Origin of the sequence: Kitasatospora phosalacinea, assembly GCF_030268885.1 — a bacterium.
GTDB lineage: Bacteria > Actinomycetota > Actinomycetes > Streptomycetales > Streptomycetaceae > Kitasatospora > Kitasatospora phosalacinea_C.
Map to the genome: position 1 here is coordinate 1 of NZ_BSSA01000050.1, position 15,027 is coordinate 15,027.

Annotated in this window: 13 protein-coding genes; 4 read left to right on the plus strand and 9 right to left on the minus strand. The window is 74.7% G+C overall.

Annotation, left to right across the window (positions count from 1 at the left end; all coding sequences use genetic code 11):
• The 6 genes from QSK52_RS37570 to QSK52_RS37595 all read right to left on the minus strand — a co-directional run.
• On the minus strand, positions 1 to 147 hold a 147-nt coding region (locus QSK52_RS37570), incomplete at its 3' end, for an adenosylhomocysteinase (RefSeq protein ID WP_285740794.1).
• Between the two features lie 187 nt (positions 148 to 334).
• Positions 335 to 1,309 carry a cation diffusion facilitator family transporter gene (locus QSK52_RS37575; RefSeq protein ID WP_285740776.1) on the minus strand — a complete coding sequence of 325 codons (975 nt, stop codon included), beginning with the start codon at positions 1,307 to 1,309 and terminating at the stop codon, positions 335 to 337.
• A gap of 68 nt (positions 1,310 to 1,377) precedes the next feature.
• A complete protein-coding gene (locus tag QSK52_RS37580; protein WP_285740777.1) occupies positions 1,378 to 2,544 on the minus strand; it encodes an SIS domain-containing protein in 1,167 nt (388 codons plus the stop codon).
• 34 nt (positions 2,545 to 2,578) lie between these two features.
• Entirely contained in the window at positions 2,579 to 2,761 is a 183-nt protein-coding gene (locus QSK52_RS37585; protein ID WP_030461914.1) for a Trm112 family protein, read from the minus strand.
• A 126-nt stretch (positions 2,762 to 2,887) separates the two neighbouring features.
• Positions 2,888 to 4,279: a phosphomannomutase/phosphoglucomutase gene (locus QSK52_RS37590; RefSeq protein WP_285740795.1), complete on the minus strand. Its 1,392-nt coding sequence runs from the start codon at positions 4,277 to 4,279 to the stop codon at positions 2,888 to 2,890.
• Positions 4,280 to 4,372: 93 nt separating this feature from the next.
• A complete protein-coding gene (locus QSK52_RS37595) occupies positions 4,373 to 4,831 on the minus strand; it encodes a DUF3499 domain-containing protein (RefSeq protein WP_285740778.1) in 459 nt (152 codons plus the stop codon).
• Between the two features lie 34 nt (positions 4,832 to 4,865).
• Between QSK52_RS37595 and QSK52_RS37600 the strand changes: the two genes are divergently transcribed.
• Positions 4,866 to 5,312 (plus strand): metallopeptidase family protein, encoded by a 447-nt coding sequence (locus tag QSK52_RS37600; RefSeq protein WP_285740779.1) that lies wholly within the window; start codon positions 4,866 to 4,868, stop codon positions 5,310 to 5,312.
• Positions 5,313 to 5,344: 32 nt separating this feature from the next.
• Here the strand turns inward: QSK52_RS37600 and QSK52_RS37605 are convergent, their stop codons facing one another.
• The 3 genes from QSK52_RS37605 to QSK52_RS37615 form a co-directional block, all read right to left on the minus strand.
• A complete protein-coding gene (locus QSK52_RS37605) occupies positions 5,345 to 7,012 on the minus strand; it encodes a DUF5719 family protein (protein ID WP_285740780.1) in 1,668 nt (555 codons plus the stop codon).
• A gap of 6 nt (positions 7,013 to 7,018) precedes the next feature.
• On the minus strand, positions 7,019 to 10,834 hold the full coding sequence (locus tag QSK52_RS37610) for a glycosyltransferase family 2 protein (protein ID WP_285740781.1): 3,816 nt from the start codon (positions 10,832 to 10,834) through the stop codon (positions 7,019 to 7,021).
• 233 nt (positions 10,835 to 11,067) lie between these two features.
• Positions 11,068 to 11,340, minus strand: a complete 273-nt coding sequence (locus tag QSK52_RS37615) for a WhiB family transcriptional regulator (protein ID WP_033255587.1) — start codon at positions 11,338 to 11,340, stop codon at positions 11,068 to 11,070.
• A gap of 626 nt (positions 11,341 to 11,966) precedes the next feature.
• Here QSK52_RS37615 and QSK52_RS37620 point away from each other — a divergent pair.
• From QSK52_RS37620 to QSK52_RS37630, 3 genes are read left to right on the plus strand one after another with little or no spacing between them, the layout of a single operon-like run.
• A complete protein-coding gene (locus QSK52_RS37620) occupies positions 11,967 to 12,632 on the plus strand; it encodes a cysteine dioxygenase (RefSeq protein ID WP_435053478.1) in 666 nt (221 codons plus the stop codon).
• Positions 12,633 to 12,652: 20 nt separating this feature from the next.
• A complete protein-coding gene (gene cofD, locus QSK52_RS37625; protein ID WP_285740783.1) occupies positions 12,653 to 13,624 on the plus strand; it encodes a 2-phospho-L-lactate transferase in 972 nt (323 codons plus the stop codon).
• 26 nt (positions 13,625 to 13,650) lie between these two features.
• Entirely contained in the window at positions 13,651 to 14,967 is a 1,317-nt protein-coding gene (locus QSK52_RS37630; protein ID WP_435053477.1) for a coenzyme F420-0:L-glutamate ligase, read from the plus strand.
• The last annotated feature ends 60 nt before the right edge of the window (positions 14,968 to 15,027 follow it).

Genomic DNA, 15,027 nt, shown 5'->3' on the forward strand with positions numbered 1-15,027 from the left:
CCCGGCCAGCGGCTGGGAGGCGGCGTACTCGGCGCGGATCGACATCAGGCCGGGCATCTCGTGCTCGGCGAGCTGGATCTCCTTGCGGCCGAACGGGGCCAGGGAGAGGTCGGCGACCTTGAAGTCGCCGGTGGGCTGGTTCGACATGCGAACTCCTCGCGGGATGGGCCTGGTTGCGGGTGTGCTGAGCGGCAGAGGGTGCGCGGGGGCGGCCCTCTGCTGCGGCACAATCCGTCGGAGGACCTCTCTCCCTCGACCGGAGCCCCGCTCCGATCGACCGCCATCAGCAGCGACGTTTGGCACTGCTGACGAATCTACACCGATCGGGTGCGGCTCAGTGGGCGTTCCGGCCCGGTCCGCCCGGAGTGGCGTCGGCGTCGGGGCCCGCGAGGGCCTTCTCCTCGGAGTAGACGTCGGGCTCCAGGTAGATCGCGCGGGCGATCGGCACGGCCTTGCGGACGCGCACCTCGGCGTGGTCGATCGCCTCGGCAACCACCGCGGCGCTGTCCTCCGCGTTAACCCCGATCTTGGCGGCGACCAGCAGTTCCTCGGGGCCGACGTGCAGGGTGCGCATGTGGATCACCGAGGTGACGGTGTCGTGGTCGACCAGCGCCTCGCGGATCTTCGCCACGACCTCGGCGTCGGCGGACTCGCCGATCAGCAGCGACTTGGTCTCCAGCGCCAGCACCAGGGCGATCACCACCAGCAGCACGCCGATGCACAGGGTGCCGATGCCGTCCCAGACCGCGTCACCGGTGGCGACGGTCAGGCCGACGCCGCCCAGCGCCAGCACCAGGCCGATCAGCGCGCCGGTGTCCTCCAGCAGCACGACCGGCAGCTCGGGGGCCTTGGCCCGGCGGATGTACGCGGACCAGCCGTGCTGGCCCTTGTCCTTCGACGCCTCCTTGTAGGCGGTGAGGAAGGAGTAGCCCTCCAGCAGGATGGCGAAGACCAGCACGCCGACCGGCCAGTACCAGTTCTCCAGCTCGTGCGGGTGGGCGATCTTCTCGTAGCCCTCGTAGATCGCGAACATGCCGCCGATGCTGAACAGCACGATCGAGACCAGGAAGCCGTAGACGTACCGCTCGCGGCCGTAGCCGAACGGGTGCTCCTCGGTGGCGGCCCGCTGCGAGCGCTTGCCGCCGACCAGGAGCAGCACCTGGTTGCCCGAGTCCGCGATCGAGTGCACGCCCTCGGCGAGCATCGAGGACGACCCCGAGAACGCGAATGCCACGAACTTGCTGACCGCGATGCCCAGGTTCGCGGACAGTGCCGCGACCAGTGCCTTGGTGCCGCCTTCGGTGCTCAACCCGGTACGTCCCTCCGCGCGGGCCCGGGGCTTTGCCGGGCCTTTGTTGACGAGGGGACGATACCGTGTCAGCCGCGGGTGGCCAGGCCCAGGTACACCGCTGCGAAGTCGGTCAGGCCGATCAGCTCGGCCAGCGCCTGCACCGGGTCCTCCAGGCTGGAGGCGTGCTCGGTGACCCGCACCTCGTGCGCGGCGGCCAGGCGGCGGGCCCGGGCCACCGGCCAGCCGGGCTGCTCCAGTTCGGCCACGCCGGGGGTGTGGCGCAGCAGCAGGACCTGCAGTTGGAGCGGCACCGGCTCGTCGACCCGGTCGCGGAAGAAGTCGTCCGGGTCTCCCCCGGCGCCCAGCCGCCCGGCGAACATGCCGCGGTGCGCGGTCAGCGCCTGCGGGAGGCGGGCGGCCAGCGCGGGCAGGCCGGCCCGGTCGGCGAGGGCGGCGGCGAACCGCTCCCCCGCGGCGGCGGCCGGGGCGCCCTCGGACCACAGCAGCGGGACGGTCTCGGCGATCCGGCTCGCCAGGGACTTCGCCGGGTTGTCGTACGCCTGGGCGTCGGGACGGCAGCGCACCGCGATCTCGTCGAGGCGGTCGGCGGCGGCCTCCAGCGCGCCGGGGGCGAGCTGGGCGACGCCGATCCGGTCGGCCAGGGCCAGCAGCGGGGCCAGGAAGGCCCACAGCGCGGCCGGGTCCTCGGCCGGGAGGTCGGGTTCGGCGTCGGAGCCCTCCGGCTCCACGGTGCTCGGCTCGAACGGCAGCGGCAGGGCGCGCACCTGGAGCGCCGCCTCGAACAGCTCCGAGCCCTCGGGGGCGATCACCGCGATCGCGCAGCCGCGGGCGTACGCCTGCTCGGCCAGGTTGATCAGGCCGCCCTCGCGGCCGCTCTCGCTGGCAACCACGATCAGGTCCAACGGGCCGGCCCAGCCGGGCAGTTGCCAGGTCCCGCCGTCGGTGAAGGCGAAGCCGCCGGGGCGGGCGTCGGCGGGCGGCAGCGGCCACACCTGGCTGCTGGGGAGGGCCAGCGCCGCCAGCACCGCGGCCGCGGTCAGGACGCCGCCGTGCCCGGCGACCAGGACGGCGCGCGGCCGCCCGTCGGGGTTCAGCGCGCCGAGGCCGGCCGCGTCGGCCCGGCGCAGGGCGATCCTTATCCGGGCGCCCGCCCCGGCCAGGGCCAGCAGCTCGCGCCGCCGGTCGGCGCGCTGCAGGGCGGCCGGGTCGTCCAGCAGGGAGTCGTCGAACATGGCGGCTGTCCTCCAGCGGCTGGCGGGGCAGGGGTCAGGACGGGCGGCGGGCCTCGTCCACCAGCAGGACCGGGATGCCGTCGCGCACCGGGTACACCAGGCCGCAGCCCTCACCGGTGCAGCGCAGCTCGTGCACCTCGCCCTCGGTCTCCTCGTCGAGCGGGGAGCGGCACTCCGGGCAGACCAGGATCTCCAGCAGGAAGGACGGCAGGCTCATGGCGGTCGGACTCCGGGGGTTGGGGCAACGGGTGCGGAAGGCCGGTGACACAGCAGTACCCCGGCCGGTGGCAACCCTACCGGCCGGGGCACGCGAAAAGTCAGCGGCGGGCTGACGGGGGCGCGGTCAGCCGCGGACGATCGCCAGCACGCCGTCGCGCAGTTCGGCCATCTTCGCCGGGTCCTTGGCCTCGGCGTTCAGGCGCAGCAGCGGCTCGGTGTTGGAGGCGCGCAGGTTGAACCACCAGTCCGGGCCGGCCACGGTGAGGCCGTCCAGCTCGTCGGTGGTGACGCCCTCCAGGCCGGCGTAGGCGGCGCGCACCTTCTCGGTGGCGGCGGCCTGGTCGGCGACGGTGGAGTTGATCTCGCCGGAGGCGGCGTACCGCTCGTACTTGGCGGTCAGCGCGGACAGCGGGCCGTCCTGCCCGCCGAGCGCGGCCAGCACGTGCAGGGCGGCCAGCATGCCGGTGTCGGCGCGCCAGAAGTCGCGGAAGTAGTAGTGCGCGGAGTGCTCGCCGCCGAAGACCGCGTCGGTGTTCGCCATCTCCTGCTTGATGAAGGAGTGGCCGACCCGGGTGCGGACCGGGACGCCGCCGAGGTCGCGGACCACCTCGGGCACCGTCCAGGAGGTGATCAGGTTGTGGATGATCGTCGGGTTCTGCTCGCCGCTCGCCCGGGCGCGGGCGATCTCGCGCTCGGCGACCAGGGCGGTGATCGCGGACGGGGAGACCGGGTCGCCGTTCTCGTCGATCACGAAGCAGCGGTCGGCGTCGCCGTCGAAGGCCAGGCCGATGTCGGCGCCCACCTCGCGGACCTTGGCCTGCAGGTCGACCAGGTTGGCCGGGTCCAGCGGGTTGGCCTCGTGGTTGGGGAAGGTGCCGTCCAGCTCGAAGTACATCGGGACGACGTCCAGCGGCAGGCCGTCGAGGACGGTGGGGACGGTGTGGCCGCCCATGCCGTTGCCCGCGTCCACCGCGACCTTGAGCGGGCGGATCGCGGTCAGGTCGACCAGCTTGCGCAGGTGGTCGGCGTAGCCGCCCAGGGTCTCCTTGGCGGACAGCGCGCCCACGGCGGCGACCTCGGCGGCCGGGACGTGCACCTTGCCGTCCTCGTCCAGCCAGGACTCGACCAGCTCGCGGATGTCGGACAGGCCAGTGTCCTGGCCGACCGGGGCGGCGCCCGCGCGGCACAGCTTGATGCCGTTGTACTGGGCCGGGTTGTGCGAGGCGGTGAACATCGCGCCGGGCAGGTCCAGGCTGCCGCTGGCGTAGTACAGCTGGTCGGTCGAGCAGAGCCCGATCTCCACCACGTCGGCGCCGCGGGAGGCCGCGCCCTCGGCGAAGGCGCGGGACAGCGACGGCGAGGAGGGGCGCATGTCGTGGCCCACGACCACCGCGCTGCCGCCGATCACCTCGACGAAGGCCGCGCCGAAGGCGTGCGCCAGCGACTCGTCCCACTGGTCCGGCACGACGCCCCGGACGTCGTACGCCTTCACAAGCTGCTTGAGGTCCCGCACCAGATTGCTCCCGTGTGTGTGCTGCAACGTGCTACCGCAGAGGGGCAGCGTACCCGGCCGGGATGGACGCCGGACGATGCCGTCGCCCCGGCGGGCTCAGCTCTCGGGGGAGCGCAGCACCCGCAGGTGGCCGCGGCGGCCGGACTCGCCCTCGGGGGACGGGCCCTGACGGGGCGTGCGCTCCTGCGGGCGGGCGGCCTCGCGGACGGCGTTGGCCAGGGCCTCCAGGTCGTCGCTGCTGCGGCGCAGCGGGCCGGTGTCGCCCGCCAGGCGGACCACGTCCCAGCCGCGGGGGGCGGTGAGGCGCTCGGCGTGCTCGGCGCACAGGTCGTAGCAGTGCGGTTCGGCGTAGGTGGCCAGCGGGCCGAGCACCGCGGTGGAGTCCGCGTAGACGTACGTCAGCGTCGCCACGGCCGGCCGGCCGCACGCGGTCCGCGAACAACGACGTACAGAGCTCACGAGGGTGGACGGTACCGCAAGTCGGACCGGCCCGCGAAGACCCGCCCCCGGCTCGCGTGTCCCGTCGCCGTTACGCGCCGTGCTGGAGTGGTCCACTTCCGGGCATCCAGGGACTACGCTCGACACTGCTATGGACAGCTCGACACCCTCGTCCCCGCCCGGGCCCGGCCGCCGCAAGCACCGCGACCGGCACGGCCGCGGCATGCGCGGGCCGCTGGCCCCGCCGCAGGTGCCCATCTCGCTGACCCGCTCCGAGCTCTTCGACGACTACGTCCGGGAGTCGATGGAGCGGCTGGTCCGGCGCTGGCCGCAACTGGAGGACGTGGAGTTCGCCGTCCTGGAGGTGCCGCTGCCCGCCAAGGGCGAGCCGGAGCCGGACACCGTGCCGCTCGGCCGGGTGGTGCCCGGCGCGGCGGGGCGGCGCAGCCGGATCCTGGTGTACCGGCGGCCGGTGGAGATCCGGGCGAAGGCCAAGGAGGACCGGGCGGCGCTGGTCCACGAGGTCCTGATCGAGCAGGTCGCGGAGCTGCTGGGGCTCTCGCCGGACGCGATCGACCCGCGGTACGGCGAGGAGTAGGGCCCCGGCGGGGCCCCGCTCCCCCGCTGCCGCTACCTCGTGCCCAGGACGACGCCCGGGTCCGCGGCGACCCGGGGCACCTGGACGGTGGCGTGGTCGTCGCGGAACTGCTGGGTGGTGAAGGTGGGGACGTCCTTGGTGACGGCGCTGAGCTGGCGGGCGGCCAGGACCGGGCCGCCGCCGAGGGTCTGCACGGTCAGCGCGTAGGGGCCGTTGGCGCCGGCCGGGTCGATGCCCTCGACGGAGACGGTGGTGCCGGCCGGGACGTCGACGTCCTTGCTCGCGGGGGTGCCGCCGTTCGCGCCGGCCGAGCTGGTGACCCTGACCTTGGCGTCGGTGTCGACGGCGGTCAGCAGCAGCTTGGTCTGGCCGGCCCGGTTGTCGGCGACCGTGGCGCGGGCGCCGACCGGGCTGCCGCCGGAGAGCCAGGTCGCCTCGGTCTTGCCCTTGTTCTCGCGGTCGACCCGCAGGCCGGCCACGATCGGGGTGGGGTGCTCCGCGCTGGAGGGGGTGAGCCGGATCGCGCTCGCGCCCTCGCGGGTCTCGGTGGCGAACTGGAAGTCGAGGACGGCGGTCATGCCCGCCTTGACGTGGATGGTCTCCTTGCCCGCGGGGGTGAACCAGCCGTTCTTGCCGGAGAGTTGGACCTTGAGGTCGGCGTCGTCGGCGGAGTCGGTGGCGACCACCAGGTGGGCGGTGGTGACGTCGTCCGGGATGCCCGGGACGGTGACGCTCGGGGCGGGGTCGGCGGAGGGTTCGAGCCAGTCGGTGCCCTTGCCGCCGTCGATGGCGTGCACCCCGGCGCCGATCCGGCCGCTGCGGGTGACGACGTGCAGGGCGAGGTCGTCGACCGGGCCCTTGGTGAGGCTGCTGAGCAGCAGCGTCTGGCTCCGGCCGGGGGCGACCGCGATGCCGGTGGCGAGCTCGTTGTCGATCAGGCCCTTGTCGCCGTACATCCTCAGGTCGACGACGGCGGGCAGGGTGTCGGCGTTGACCAGGGTGACGTAGTCGATCCGGTTGGGGCCGGTGCTGGCGCCCGCGAACCAGAAGCTGGTGCCGGAGGGCACGCAGTCGGCGCCGGAGAGGCTGGTGCCGCCGTTCTCGGAGCTGGTGACCTGGGTCGCGGTGAAGCCGGGGGCGAGGTTGCCGGTGGCGGTCGCGAAGGTGCCGGGGGCGGTGTCGCTGTTGTTGGCGGGTCCGGTCACCGGGACGCCGGGCTTGGCCAGGCTGAGCAGGGCGTCCACGGCGGGGGCGGCGGCGGGCTGCCCGGACGCGGCGGCGGACGGGGCGCCGGACGGGGCGGCCGGATCGGACGCCGGGGCGGAGGCGGCGGGCTGCGCGGGGTTCTGCGCGGCGACCACGTTCTCGGGGCTGGCGTTGGCGATCAGGCCGGTGCCGGTGCTGCCGGTGCCGCCCTCCGGGCTGAACAGGGTCAGGCTGGTGGAGCCGGTGACGCCCTGCATCGGCGGCGGGCAGACCAGCGCGGTGCGCTCGACCTGCGCGGTGGTGCGGCTGCCGCCGGTGCCCGCGGCCGTGGTGGCCGGGCTGCGCAGCTCGGCCACGCCGAACACCAGGCCGAGCACGGCCACGCCGGCCAGCAGGGACCGGCCGGTGCGGCTGCCGCCGACCACGCCGCTCAGGTCGGGCGCCCTGAGCTTGGGGGCCTTGAGCTTGGGCGCCTTCAGGGTGGGCTTCTTCATCGCGGGTCAGCTCCCCGTCCCGGGCTGCTGCGGGTGGCCGCCGCCGTAGGGGTCGTTGGGGTCGTAGTAGGTGGTGGGCTGCTGCTGTTCGGGCAGCCAGGGCTGCTGCTGCCCGTCCTGCTGCGGGTAGCCGGCCGCGTACGGGTCGGTCCAGCCCTGGGCGGGCTGGGCGTCGTAGCCGTACGCCTGCTGCTGGCCGTACTGGTCGTGGCCGTCGCCCTGGTAGGGCGCGCCGACGGGCTGCTGCTGGGTGTAGTCGTAGCCGTAGCCGTCGGTCCGGTAGCCCTGCTGCTGGTACGGGTCGGCCTGGTACGGGTCGGCGAAGGGCTCGGGCTCCGGCCGGTAGGGCGCGGGCTCGGGTTCGGCCGCGGACTGGGCCGGGATGCCGGGGGCGTAGACGCCGGGTTCGGCCTGCGGGTCCTCGCCCTCGCCGCGTTCGGCGAGGCGGCGGGCCCGGCGGCTGCCGGGGGCGGGCGCCTGGGCCTGGGCCTGGGCGGCCAGCGCCTGGGCGGCGACGACCTCCTCGGGGATGTCGTCGTCGTTGGTGTTGCGGCGGCCGGGCAGGGCCAGGACCAGGACGACGGTGCCGAGCGCGAGCCGTCCCCAGGCCCAGCCGGTGCGGACGACGCTGCCGGTGCGGGTGACGTCGAGCCGGCCGCCCTCGGCGGGCAGCGCGAAGCCCTGCGCCCAGCCGTCCACGGTGACGGCCTTGAGCGGCTTGCCGTTCAGGGTGGCCTGCCAGGCGGGGTCGGCCTGTTCGGCGAGCCGGAGCTGTCGGCCGGCCGGACCGGCCGGGACGGTGGTCCAGATGTCGTGCTGCCCGGCCGGGACGACCACCGGGACGGCGCCGGGGCTGGTGATCTGCGCCCGGGTGCCGGGGACGCTGGTGATCTGCCACAGGCCGGTGCCGTTGTCGAGGCTGAGCCGGACGATGCCGGGCGTGGTGTCCAGCACGTCCCGGACCTTGGCGATCACCGGGTCCTTCACCTGGACGTAGCTGATGCCGTACCCGGCGAGGGTGCGGGCCAGGTCGCCGCCGGAGCCGGCCAGCAGCTTGGCGGTGAGCTGGGTCAGCTGCCCGTCGTCGGCGGCGTCCACGGTGCCCTCGGCCTGGCCGGTGGTCAGGCCGGCGCCGCGCACCAGCGCGTACCGGACCGAGACGCCCTGGGCGTCGCCGGTGACGATCAGGGTGCGGGAGCGGTCGGTGGTGTTCCCGGACTCGGCGATGAACGCCGGGACCTGCGCCTCGCTGCCGCGCCGCAGCGGGCCGTCCGCGCCGGTGAGCGCCCACCAGACGGCGGTGCCGACCGGGGCGAGGACGGCGGCGGCGAGCACCAGGGCGGCGACCGGCTGGCGCCAGCCGAAGGCGATGCCGGAGACGCGGGTGTTGGCGCCGTCGGCGCCGATCGCGGCGGCGGCCAGCAGCGCGACACCGGCCAGCAGGGTGGCGGGACCGGCCCAGGCCGGGGTCCCGGCGCCGCCCGAGGCGGGGGTGACGACGGTGCCGGCCACCACGACGGAGAAGACCAGCCCGGCGGCGGCGGCGCCCCAGGCGGCCAGCACCGCGCGGCGGCGGTCGGCGCGCAGCAGGGCGGCCAGCGCGGCGAGCACCACGCCCGCGGACAGCCAGACGGGGGGCGTGCCCGCGCCGCCGGGGTTGACCAGGACCAGGCCGAGCGGGTCGGCGGCCGGGCCGTCGAAGCCGGGGACGCCCGCCTCCAGCAGCAGCCGGGAGGGGCGCGCCAGGACCTGCAGCGACCAGGGCGCGAGCACCAGGAGCGGCACGCCGAGGATCACCGCGACGCGCAGCCCGAGCAGCCGCACGGCCTGCACGCCGGAGCCGAACGCGCCGCCGCGGAGCACCGCGTGGACGAGCGCGGCCAGGCAGAGCGGCACGGCGATGGCCCAGGTGAGCGGGACGAAGGCGGTGCTGACGGTGAGCATCAGCACGGTCATCCAGGCGGAGCGCCAACCGGGGCGGGCGCCCTTGGCGGCGGTCTCGGTGCGGATGCCGAGACCGGCGGTGATCGCGGCGGCGCGGGCCAGCGGGGGCAGCAGCACGGCGAGCACCGCGGTGCCGATCCGGCCCTGGGCGAGCGCGCCGGTGGCGGCGGGCAGCAGGGCGTAGGTGGCGCTGGCCCAGGCGCGGACGGCCTTGGAGGCGATCAGCGGCCGGGAGACCAGGTAGGCGCTGACCGCGGCGAGCGGCACCGAGAGCACCACGATCAGGGTCAGCGCGAGGTCGGCGTGGTCGAACAGCGCCCAGGAGAGGACGGCGAGCACGGCGAGGTAGGGCGGGGAGGTCGCGGTGGAGCCGGTGCCGACGGCGTGCCAGGGCGCGGCGTACATGTTCCACAGCCCGGCGGCGCCGTCCGCGGCGGGCAGCAGGGCGCCGCCCTGCAGGTAGCCGGAGCCGATCAGGTTGCGGCAGGCGGCCAGCGCGAACAGCAGCAGCGCGGCGAACAGCACCGGGGCCGGGCGCCGCACCAACTTCTTGAGCAGCGCGAACTGTTCGACGACCAGGTCGTCGGTGTCGTCGTCGCCGGGGCCGGACTCGACGGAGCCGTGCCGGCCGGCGCCCGCGTCGTCGGTGCCGCCGATGCCGAGCGAGGAGACCGCGTTCTCGACTGCGAGCCGGACGGTCGCGCCGGGGGCCGGGAACAGCGTCCGGTCGTCCAGCGAGTCGACCGAGCGGGTCCGGCGGCGGCGGGCCCGGGCCGCCATCAGCCGCGGCAGCCGCAGCAGTTCGTGGCCGAGGCCGGCCACCTCGTCGAACGCCTGCCGGGGGTCCTTGCCGACCAGGTTGACGACCACCCGCAGGAGCGTGCCGAGGATCAGCCGCAGCAGGACGTACGGGAAGAGCAGGCCCTTGGAGTTGGCGAGCAGGGTGTAGACGGCGCCGGCCTTGTCGACCCGGTGCGGGTGGGCGGGGGCGCAGTCGATGGTGCGGCGTTCGCGGCTGGCGGCCTCGGCGTGCCGGAGCACGGCGTCGGGGGCGACCACGACGCGGTGGCCCGCGGCGTTGACCCGCCAGCAGAAGTCGGTGTCGTCCCGCATCAGCGGCAGGGCCTTGTCGAAGCCGCCGAGCTCCTCGAACACGTCGCGGCGCACCAGCATGCCCGCGGTGGAGACGGCCAGCACCGGGCGGACCTGGTCGTGCTGGCCCTGGTCCTGCTCGCGGCGGTCGAGCCCGGTCCAGCGGCGGCCGGAGCGGGCGATCGTCACGCCGACCTCGAGGAGCTGCCTGCGGTCGTACCAGGAGCGGAGCTTGGGGCCGACCACGGCGGCGGTCGGGGTGGAGTCGGCGACCTGCAGCAGGCGGCGCAGGGCGTCGGTCTGCGGTTCGCAGTCGTCGTGCAGCAGCCAGAGCCACTCGACCGGCTGGGTCTCGCGCGGTCCGCCGCGGCCGAGTTCGTCCTCGCCCGCGAGCGGGTCGCCGAAGTCGTCCCAGCCGCCGGTGACCGGGTCGTAGCCGGACGGGTCGAGGCTGTAGGAGAGGTCCTCGGGGCGCAGCGGCGGGCTGTTGAAGACGGCTTCGCCGACGGCGCGGCCGAAGCCGACCCGGCGGCCGAGGACCTGCGGGCCGCTCTCGGGGAGCCAGTCGCCGAGGGTGTCGGCGAGCAGCTGGGGGGAGTTGTCGGTGGAGCCGGTGTCCACGGCGAGGATCCGCTGGACCTGACGGTCCTGGCCGAGCAGCCCGGCGAGCGCCTGCGGCAGCCAGCGGGCGCCGTCGTGCGAGACGATCACCGCGGTGACCAAGTGGCGCGGGTAGGCGGGCGGCCTGGCAGCGGAGAAGCCGCTCTGGTGGCTGTAGACAGTCATCGGGTGCGCGGACCACCGGTTCGGGTTTGACGGCAGATGACGCACCACACTAACGGCTCCGGGTGGCGCGATCGTCCCCGGTGCGTGTGAAAAGACGGTGCAGTGGGTATCGCGCCCGGCGGCTCGGGCGTGCCCGCGGCGACGGGGCGCTGCGGGAATGCGAAAGCGCCCCACCTGTTCGGTGAGGCGCCGGCACGGGTCCAGGTGCTGCGGTCCAGGTGCGTGCGGAGGGTTCAGACCGCGCTCTTCTTGAGGCGGCGGCGTTCGCGCTCGGACAGGCCGCCCCAGATGCCGAACCGCTCGTCGTTGGCGAGGGCGTACTCCAGGCACTCGGCCCGGACCTCGCAGGCCAGGCAGACCTTCTTGGCCTCCCGGGTGGAACCGCCCTTCTCGGGGAAGAAGGACTCCGGGTCGGTCTGGGCGCACAACGCGCGCTCCTGCCAGCCGAGTTCCTCTTCTTCTTCCTCGATGCCCTCACCGATCAACAGCTCAAAGAGCTCGCTCATTCTGGCGCGCCTCCTCTGCCCCTCTTGGCGTCCCCGTGGTGTTGCCGTTGCCGGTGCGGCGGAACGACACGAGAGAAATTACAGTTGCGTCACTCTGGCCCAGTCAAGCCGAGCTCTGGTATTGGGCCGAGGATTCACTCCCCGGAACCAAGCCACTACGAATAGTGTACATATCCGGACAACCCGGACATCACGCCTGGTCCCTGACCGGCCATCAGGCCATGCTCCCGCTCCCGAGCGGACGCTCCGGGGCGATCTCAGGGCGTCCCTTCCCGGGACCTTTCGCTTCGAAACCTTAATGAGCGCTTATCACCCCATCCGGTGGTTCGGAGCGGATGTGACCCGAATGTCCGTCAGCTCGCCTTGACACTGGAGGGTCGGTTGCGGTCTGCTTGCCCGCATGTCAGAGTTCCCGGCCACTTCCGCCGACCGGCGCCGCCAGGCGCTCCTCGGCGCTGCCGCGAACTCCTCGTGTTGTCGCCGCTGTCTCCGCTGTATCTAGGCGCACGCGTCCCACCGCGCGCCGCCCCGGAACAGAGGCCGACCGCGCGACAGTCCCCCCTGAACGTCCCCGCGGCCCCGGCTGATCCCCATCCGCAGCCGAACCCGAGGACGTCACCGTGCGAATGCCCCGCCTCCGCAAGCGCAACCGCGACCGCAAGCGCGCCCTGCCCGCCGCGCCCGCCCCGCTGCCCGCGCCCCGGCCCTCCCCCCGCTGGACCGACGGCCTGAGCGACGTCTCCATCGCGGGCGACCCGCTGGCCTTCCCGCACCTGGCCCGCACCGACCTGCCCGTGCACCCCACCACCCTCGGCGGCTACGCCAGGCTGGTGCGCGAGATCGCCGCCGACCGCGACCGCTGGGAGCCGCTGGTCCGCTACGACGCGCTGACCCGCTGGTACGCCCGGCTGGAGACCGGCCCCGGCTACGAGGTCTGGCTGCTCAGCTGGCTGCCCGGCCAGTCCAGCGGTTTCCACGACCACGGCCGCTCCTCCGGCGTGATGACCGTCGTCCGGGGTGAACTCACCGAACGCTCGCTGACGGCGGGCGGCGAGGGCTCGCGCGCCCTCGCCCCCGGCGGGCTGCGGGTGTTCTCCACCGGTTACCTGCACGAGATGGTCAACGCCGCGCTGGAGCCCGCGGTCTCGATCCACCTCTACACGCCCGGCCTGGTCGAGATGAACCAGTACCCGGTCACCGCGCCCGCGGTGGCGGAAGCAGCGGGCAGCACGGCGGGCGACACCGCCGCGGACCCGGCCGCCGCGGACCCGGAGCGTCACCGGGTGCACTGACGCGCTGGCAGGATGAGGCCATGCGAATCACTGCGTTGGCGGGCGGGATCGGCGGAGCCAGGTTCCTGCGCGGGCTGCGGGCGGCCCTCACCCCCGAGGACCGGATCACCGTGATCGGGAACACCGGGGACGACATCCACCTCTACGGCCTGAAGGTCTGCCCCGACCTGGACACCGTGATGTACACCCTCGGCGGCGGCATCCACGAGGAACAGGGCTGGGGCCGGACCGACGAGACCTGGTCGATCAAGGAGGAGATGAAGGCGTACGGGGTCGGACCCGAGTGGTTCGGGCTCGGCGACCGGGACTTCGCCACCCACATCGTCCGCACCCAGATGCTCGCCGCCGGGTACCCGCTGTCCGCCGTCACCGAGGCGCTGTGCGACCGCTGGCAGCCCGGCGTGCGGCTGCTGCCGATGAGCGACGACCGGGTCGAGACGCACGTCCGGATCACCGACGCGGACGGGCCGCGGGTGGTGCACTTCCAGGAGTACTGGGTGCGGCTGCACGCCGCCGTCGCGGCCGAGGCGATCGTCCCGGTCGGCGCCCAGAGCGCGAAGCCCGCGCCCGGCGTGCTGGAGGCGATCGCCGAGGCCGACCTCGTCCTGCTGCCGCCGTCCAACCCGGTGGTCTCGATCGGCACCATCCTCGCCGTCCCCGGCATCCGCGAGGCGGTCGCCGCCGCGAGCGCCCCCGTGGTCGGCCTCTCCCCCATCGTCGGCGGCGCGCCGGTGCGCGGCATGGCCGACAAGGTGCTGGCCGCCGTCGGCGTGGAGACCAGCGCGGCGGCCGTCGCCCGGCACTACGGCGCACGCCGCGACGGCGGGCTGCTGGACGGCTGGCTGGTGGACACCTCGGACGCCGCCGCGGTCGACGAGGTGGCCACCGCCGGGATCGCCTGCCGGGCCGTCCCGCTGCTGATGAGCTCGGTCGAGGCCACCGCCGAGATGGCACGCGCCGCGCTGGCGCTGGCCGCGGAGGTCGCGAAGTGAGCGGGCGCGCGGGCGCGGGTGCGGGCGTGAGCGTGAGCGACGGGGTGGGGGCCGGGTTGCAGGTGCTGCCGGTGCGCGGGCTGCCGGAGGTCGCGGCCGGGGACGACCTCGCCGAACTGATCGCCAAGGCGGGCGGGTTCGAGGACGGCGACGTCGTGGTGGTCACCTCCAAGGTGGTCTCCAAGGCGGAGGGGCGGCTGGTGCGCGCCGACGACCGGGAGGCCGCGATCGACGCCGAGACCGTCCGGGTGGTCGCCCGCCGCGGCCGGTCCCGGATCGTCGAGAACCGCAACGGCCTGGTGATGGCCGCGGCCGGGGTCGACGCGTCCAACACCCCGCCCGGGACGATCCTGCTGCTGCCGGTCGACCCCGACGCCTCGGCCCGGCGACTGCGGGCCCGGCTGCAGGAGTTGACCGGGCGGCGGCTGGCCGTGCTGATCACCGACACCTTCGGGCGGCCCTGGCGCAGCGGCCTCACCGACGTCGCGATCGGCGCCGCCGGGCTGCCCGTCCTGGAGGACCACCGCGGGCGCTTCGACAGTCACGGCAACGAACTGCGGCTCACGATCACCGCCACCGCCGACGAACTCGCCGCCGCCGCCGACCTGGTCAAGGGCAAGGCCACCGGCACCCCGGTGGCGGTCGTCCGCGGCCTGGCCGGGCTGGTCACCGAGGAGGACGGCGAGGGCGCCCGCCGACTCGTCCGCTCCGCCGGGCAGGACATGTTCCGCCTCGGCACCTCCGAGGCCGTCCGCGAGGCGGTCACCCTCCGGCGGACGGTGCGCGCCTTCACCGACGAACCCGTCGACGGCGGCGCGGTGCGACGGGCGGTCGCCGCCGCGGTCACCGCCCCCGCCCCGCACCACACCACCCCCTGGCGGTTCGTCCTGCTCGAATCGGCGGAGGCCAGGACCGGGCTGCTGGACGCGATGCTGGCCGCCTGGCAGCGGGACCTGCGGGAGCTCGACGGCTGGAGCGAGGAGCGCGTCGCCCGGCGCACCGCCCGCGGCGAAGTGCTGCGCGGCGCGCCGTACTTGATCGTGCCGTGCCTGGTCATGGACGGGGCGCACGAGTACCCCGACGAGCGGCGGGCCGCGGCCGAGCGGGAGATGTTCGTGGTGGCGGCCGGCGCCGCCGTGCAGAACCTGCTGGTCACCCTCGCCGGGGAGGGGTACGGATCGGCGTGGGTCTCCTCGACGATGTTCTGCCGCGACACCGTCCGCGAGTCGCTCGGCCTCCCGGCCGGGTGGGACCCGATGGGGGCGGTCGCCGTGGGGCGGGCGGCCGAGGAGCCGAAGGAGCGTCGGGCGAGGTCGGCGGAGGCCTTCCTGACGGTGCGGTAGGCGGACGGTTCGGGGGCTCCGGCTGCTTCGGGTTCTGTTCCTGCGGCCCGAAGCAGCACG

What these genes read in the sequence shown, in the direction of transcription:
- QSK52_RS37580 (WP_285740777.1), bottom strand. Translation starts at nt 2,544, where the DNA reads ATGTTCGACGACTCCCTGCTGGACGACCCGGCCGCCCTGCAGCGCGCC.
- QSK52_RS37585 (WP_030461914.1), bottom strand. Translation starts at nt 2,761, where the DNA reads ATGAGCCTGCCGTCCTTCCTGCTGGAGATCCTGGTCTGCCCGGAGTGC.
- QSK52_RS37600 (WP_285740779.1), top strand. Translation starts at nt 4,866, where the DNA reads ATGGACAGCTCGACACCCTCGTCCCCGCCCGGGCCCGGCCGCCGCAAG.
- QSK52_RS37605 (WP_285740780.1), bottom strand. Translation starts at nt 7,012, where the DNA reads ATGAAGAAGCCCACCCTGAAGGCGCCCAAGCTCAAGGCCCCCAAGCTC.
- QSK52_RS37610 (WP_285740781.1), bottom strand. Translation starts at nt 10,834, where the DNA reads ATGACTGTCTACAGCCACCAGAGCGGCTTCTCCGCTGCCAGGCCGCCC.
- QSK52_RS37615 (WP_033255587.1), bottom strand. Translation starts at nt 11,340, where the DNA reads ATGAGCGAGCTCTTTGAGCTGTTGATCGGTGAGGGCATCGAGGAAGAA.
- QSK52_RS37620 (WP_435053478.1), top strand. Translation starts at nt 11,967, where the DNA reads ATGCCCCGCCTCCGCAAGCGCAACCGCGACCGCAAGCGCGCCCTGCCC.
- cofD (WP_285740783.1), top strand. Translation starts at nt 12,653, where the DNA reads ATGCGAATCACTGCGTTGGCGGGCGGGATCGGCGGAGCCAGGTTCCTG.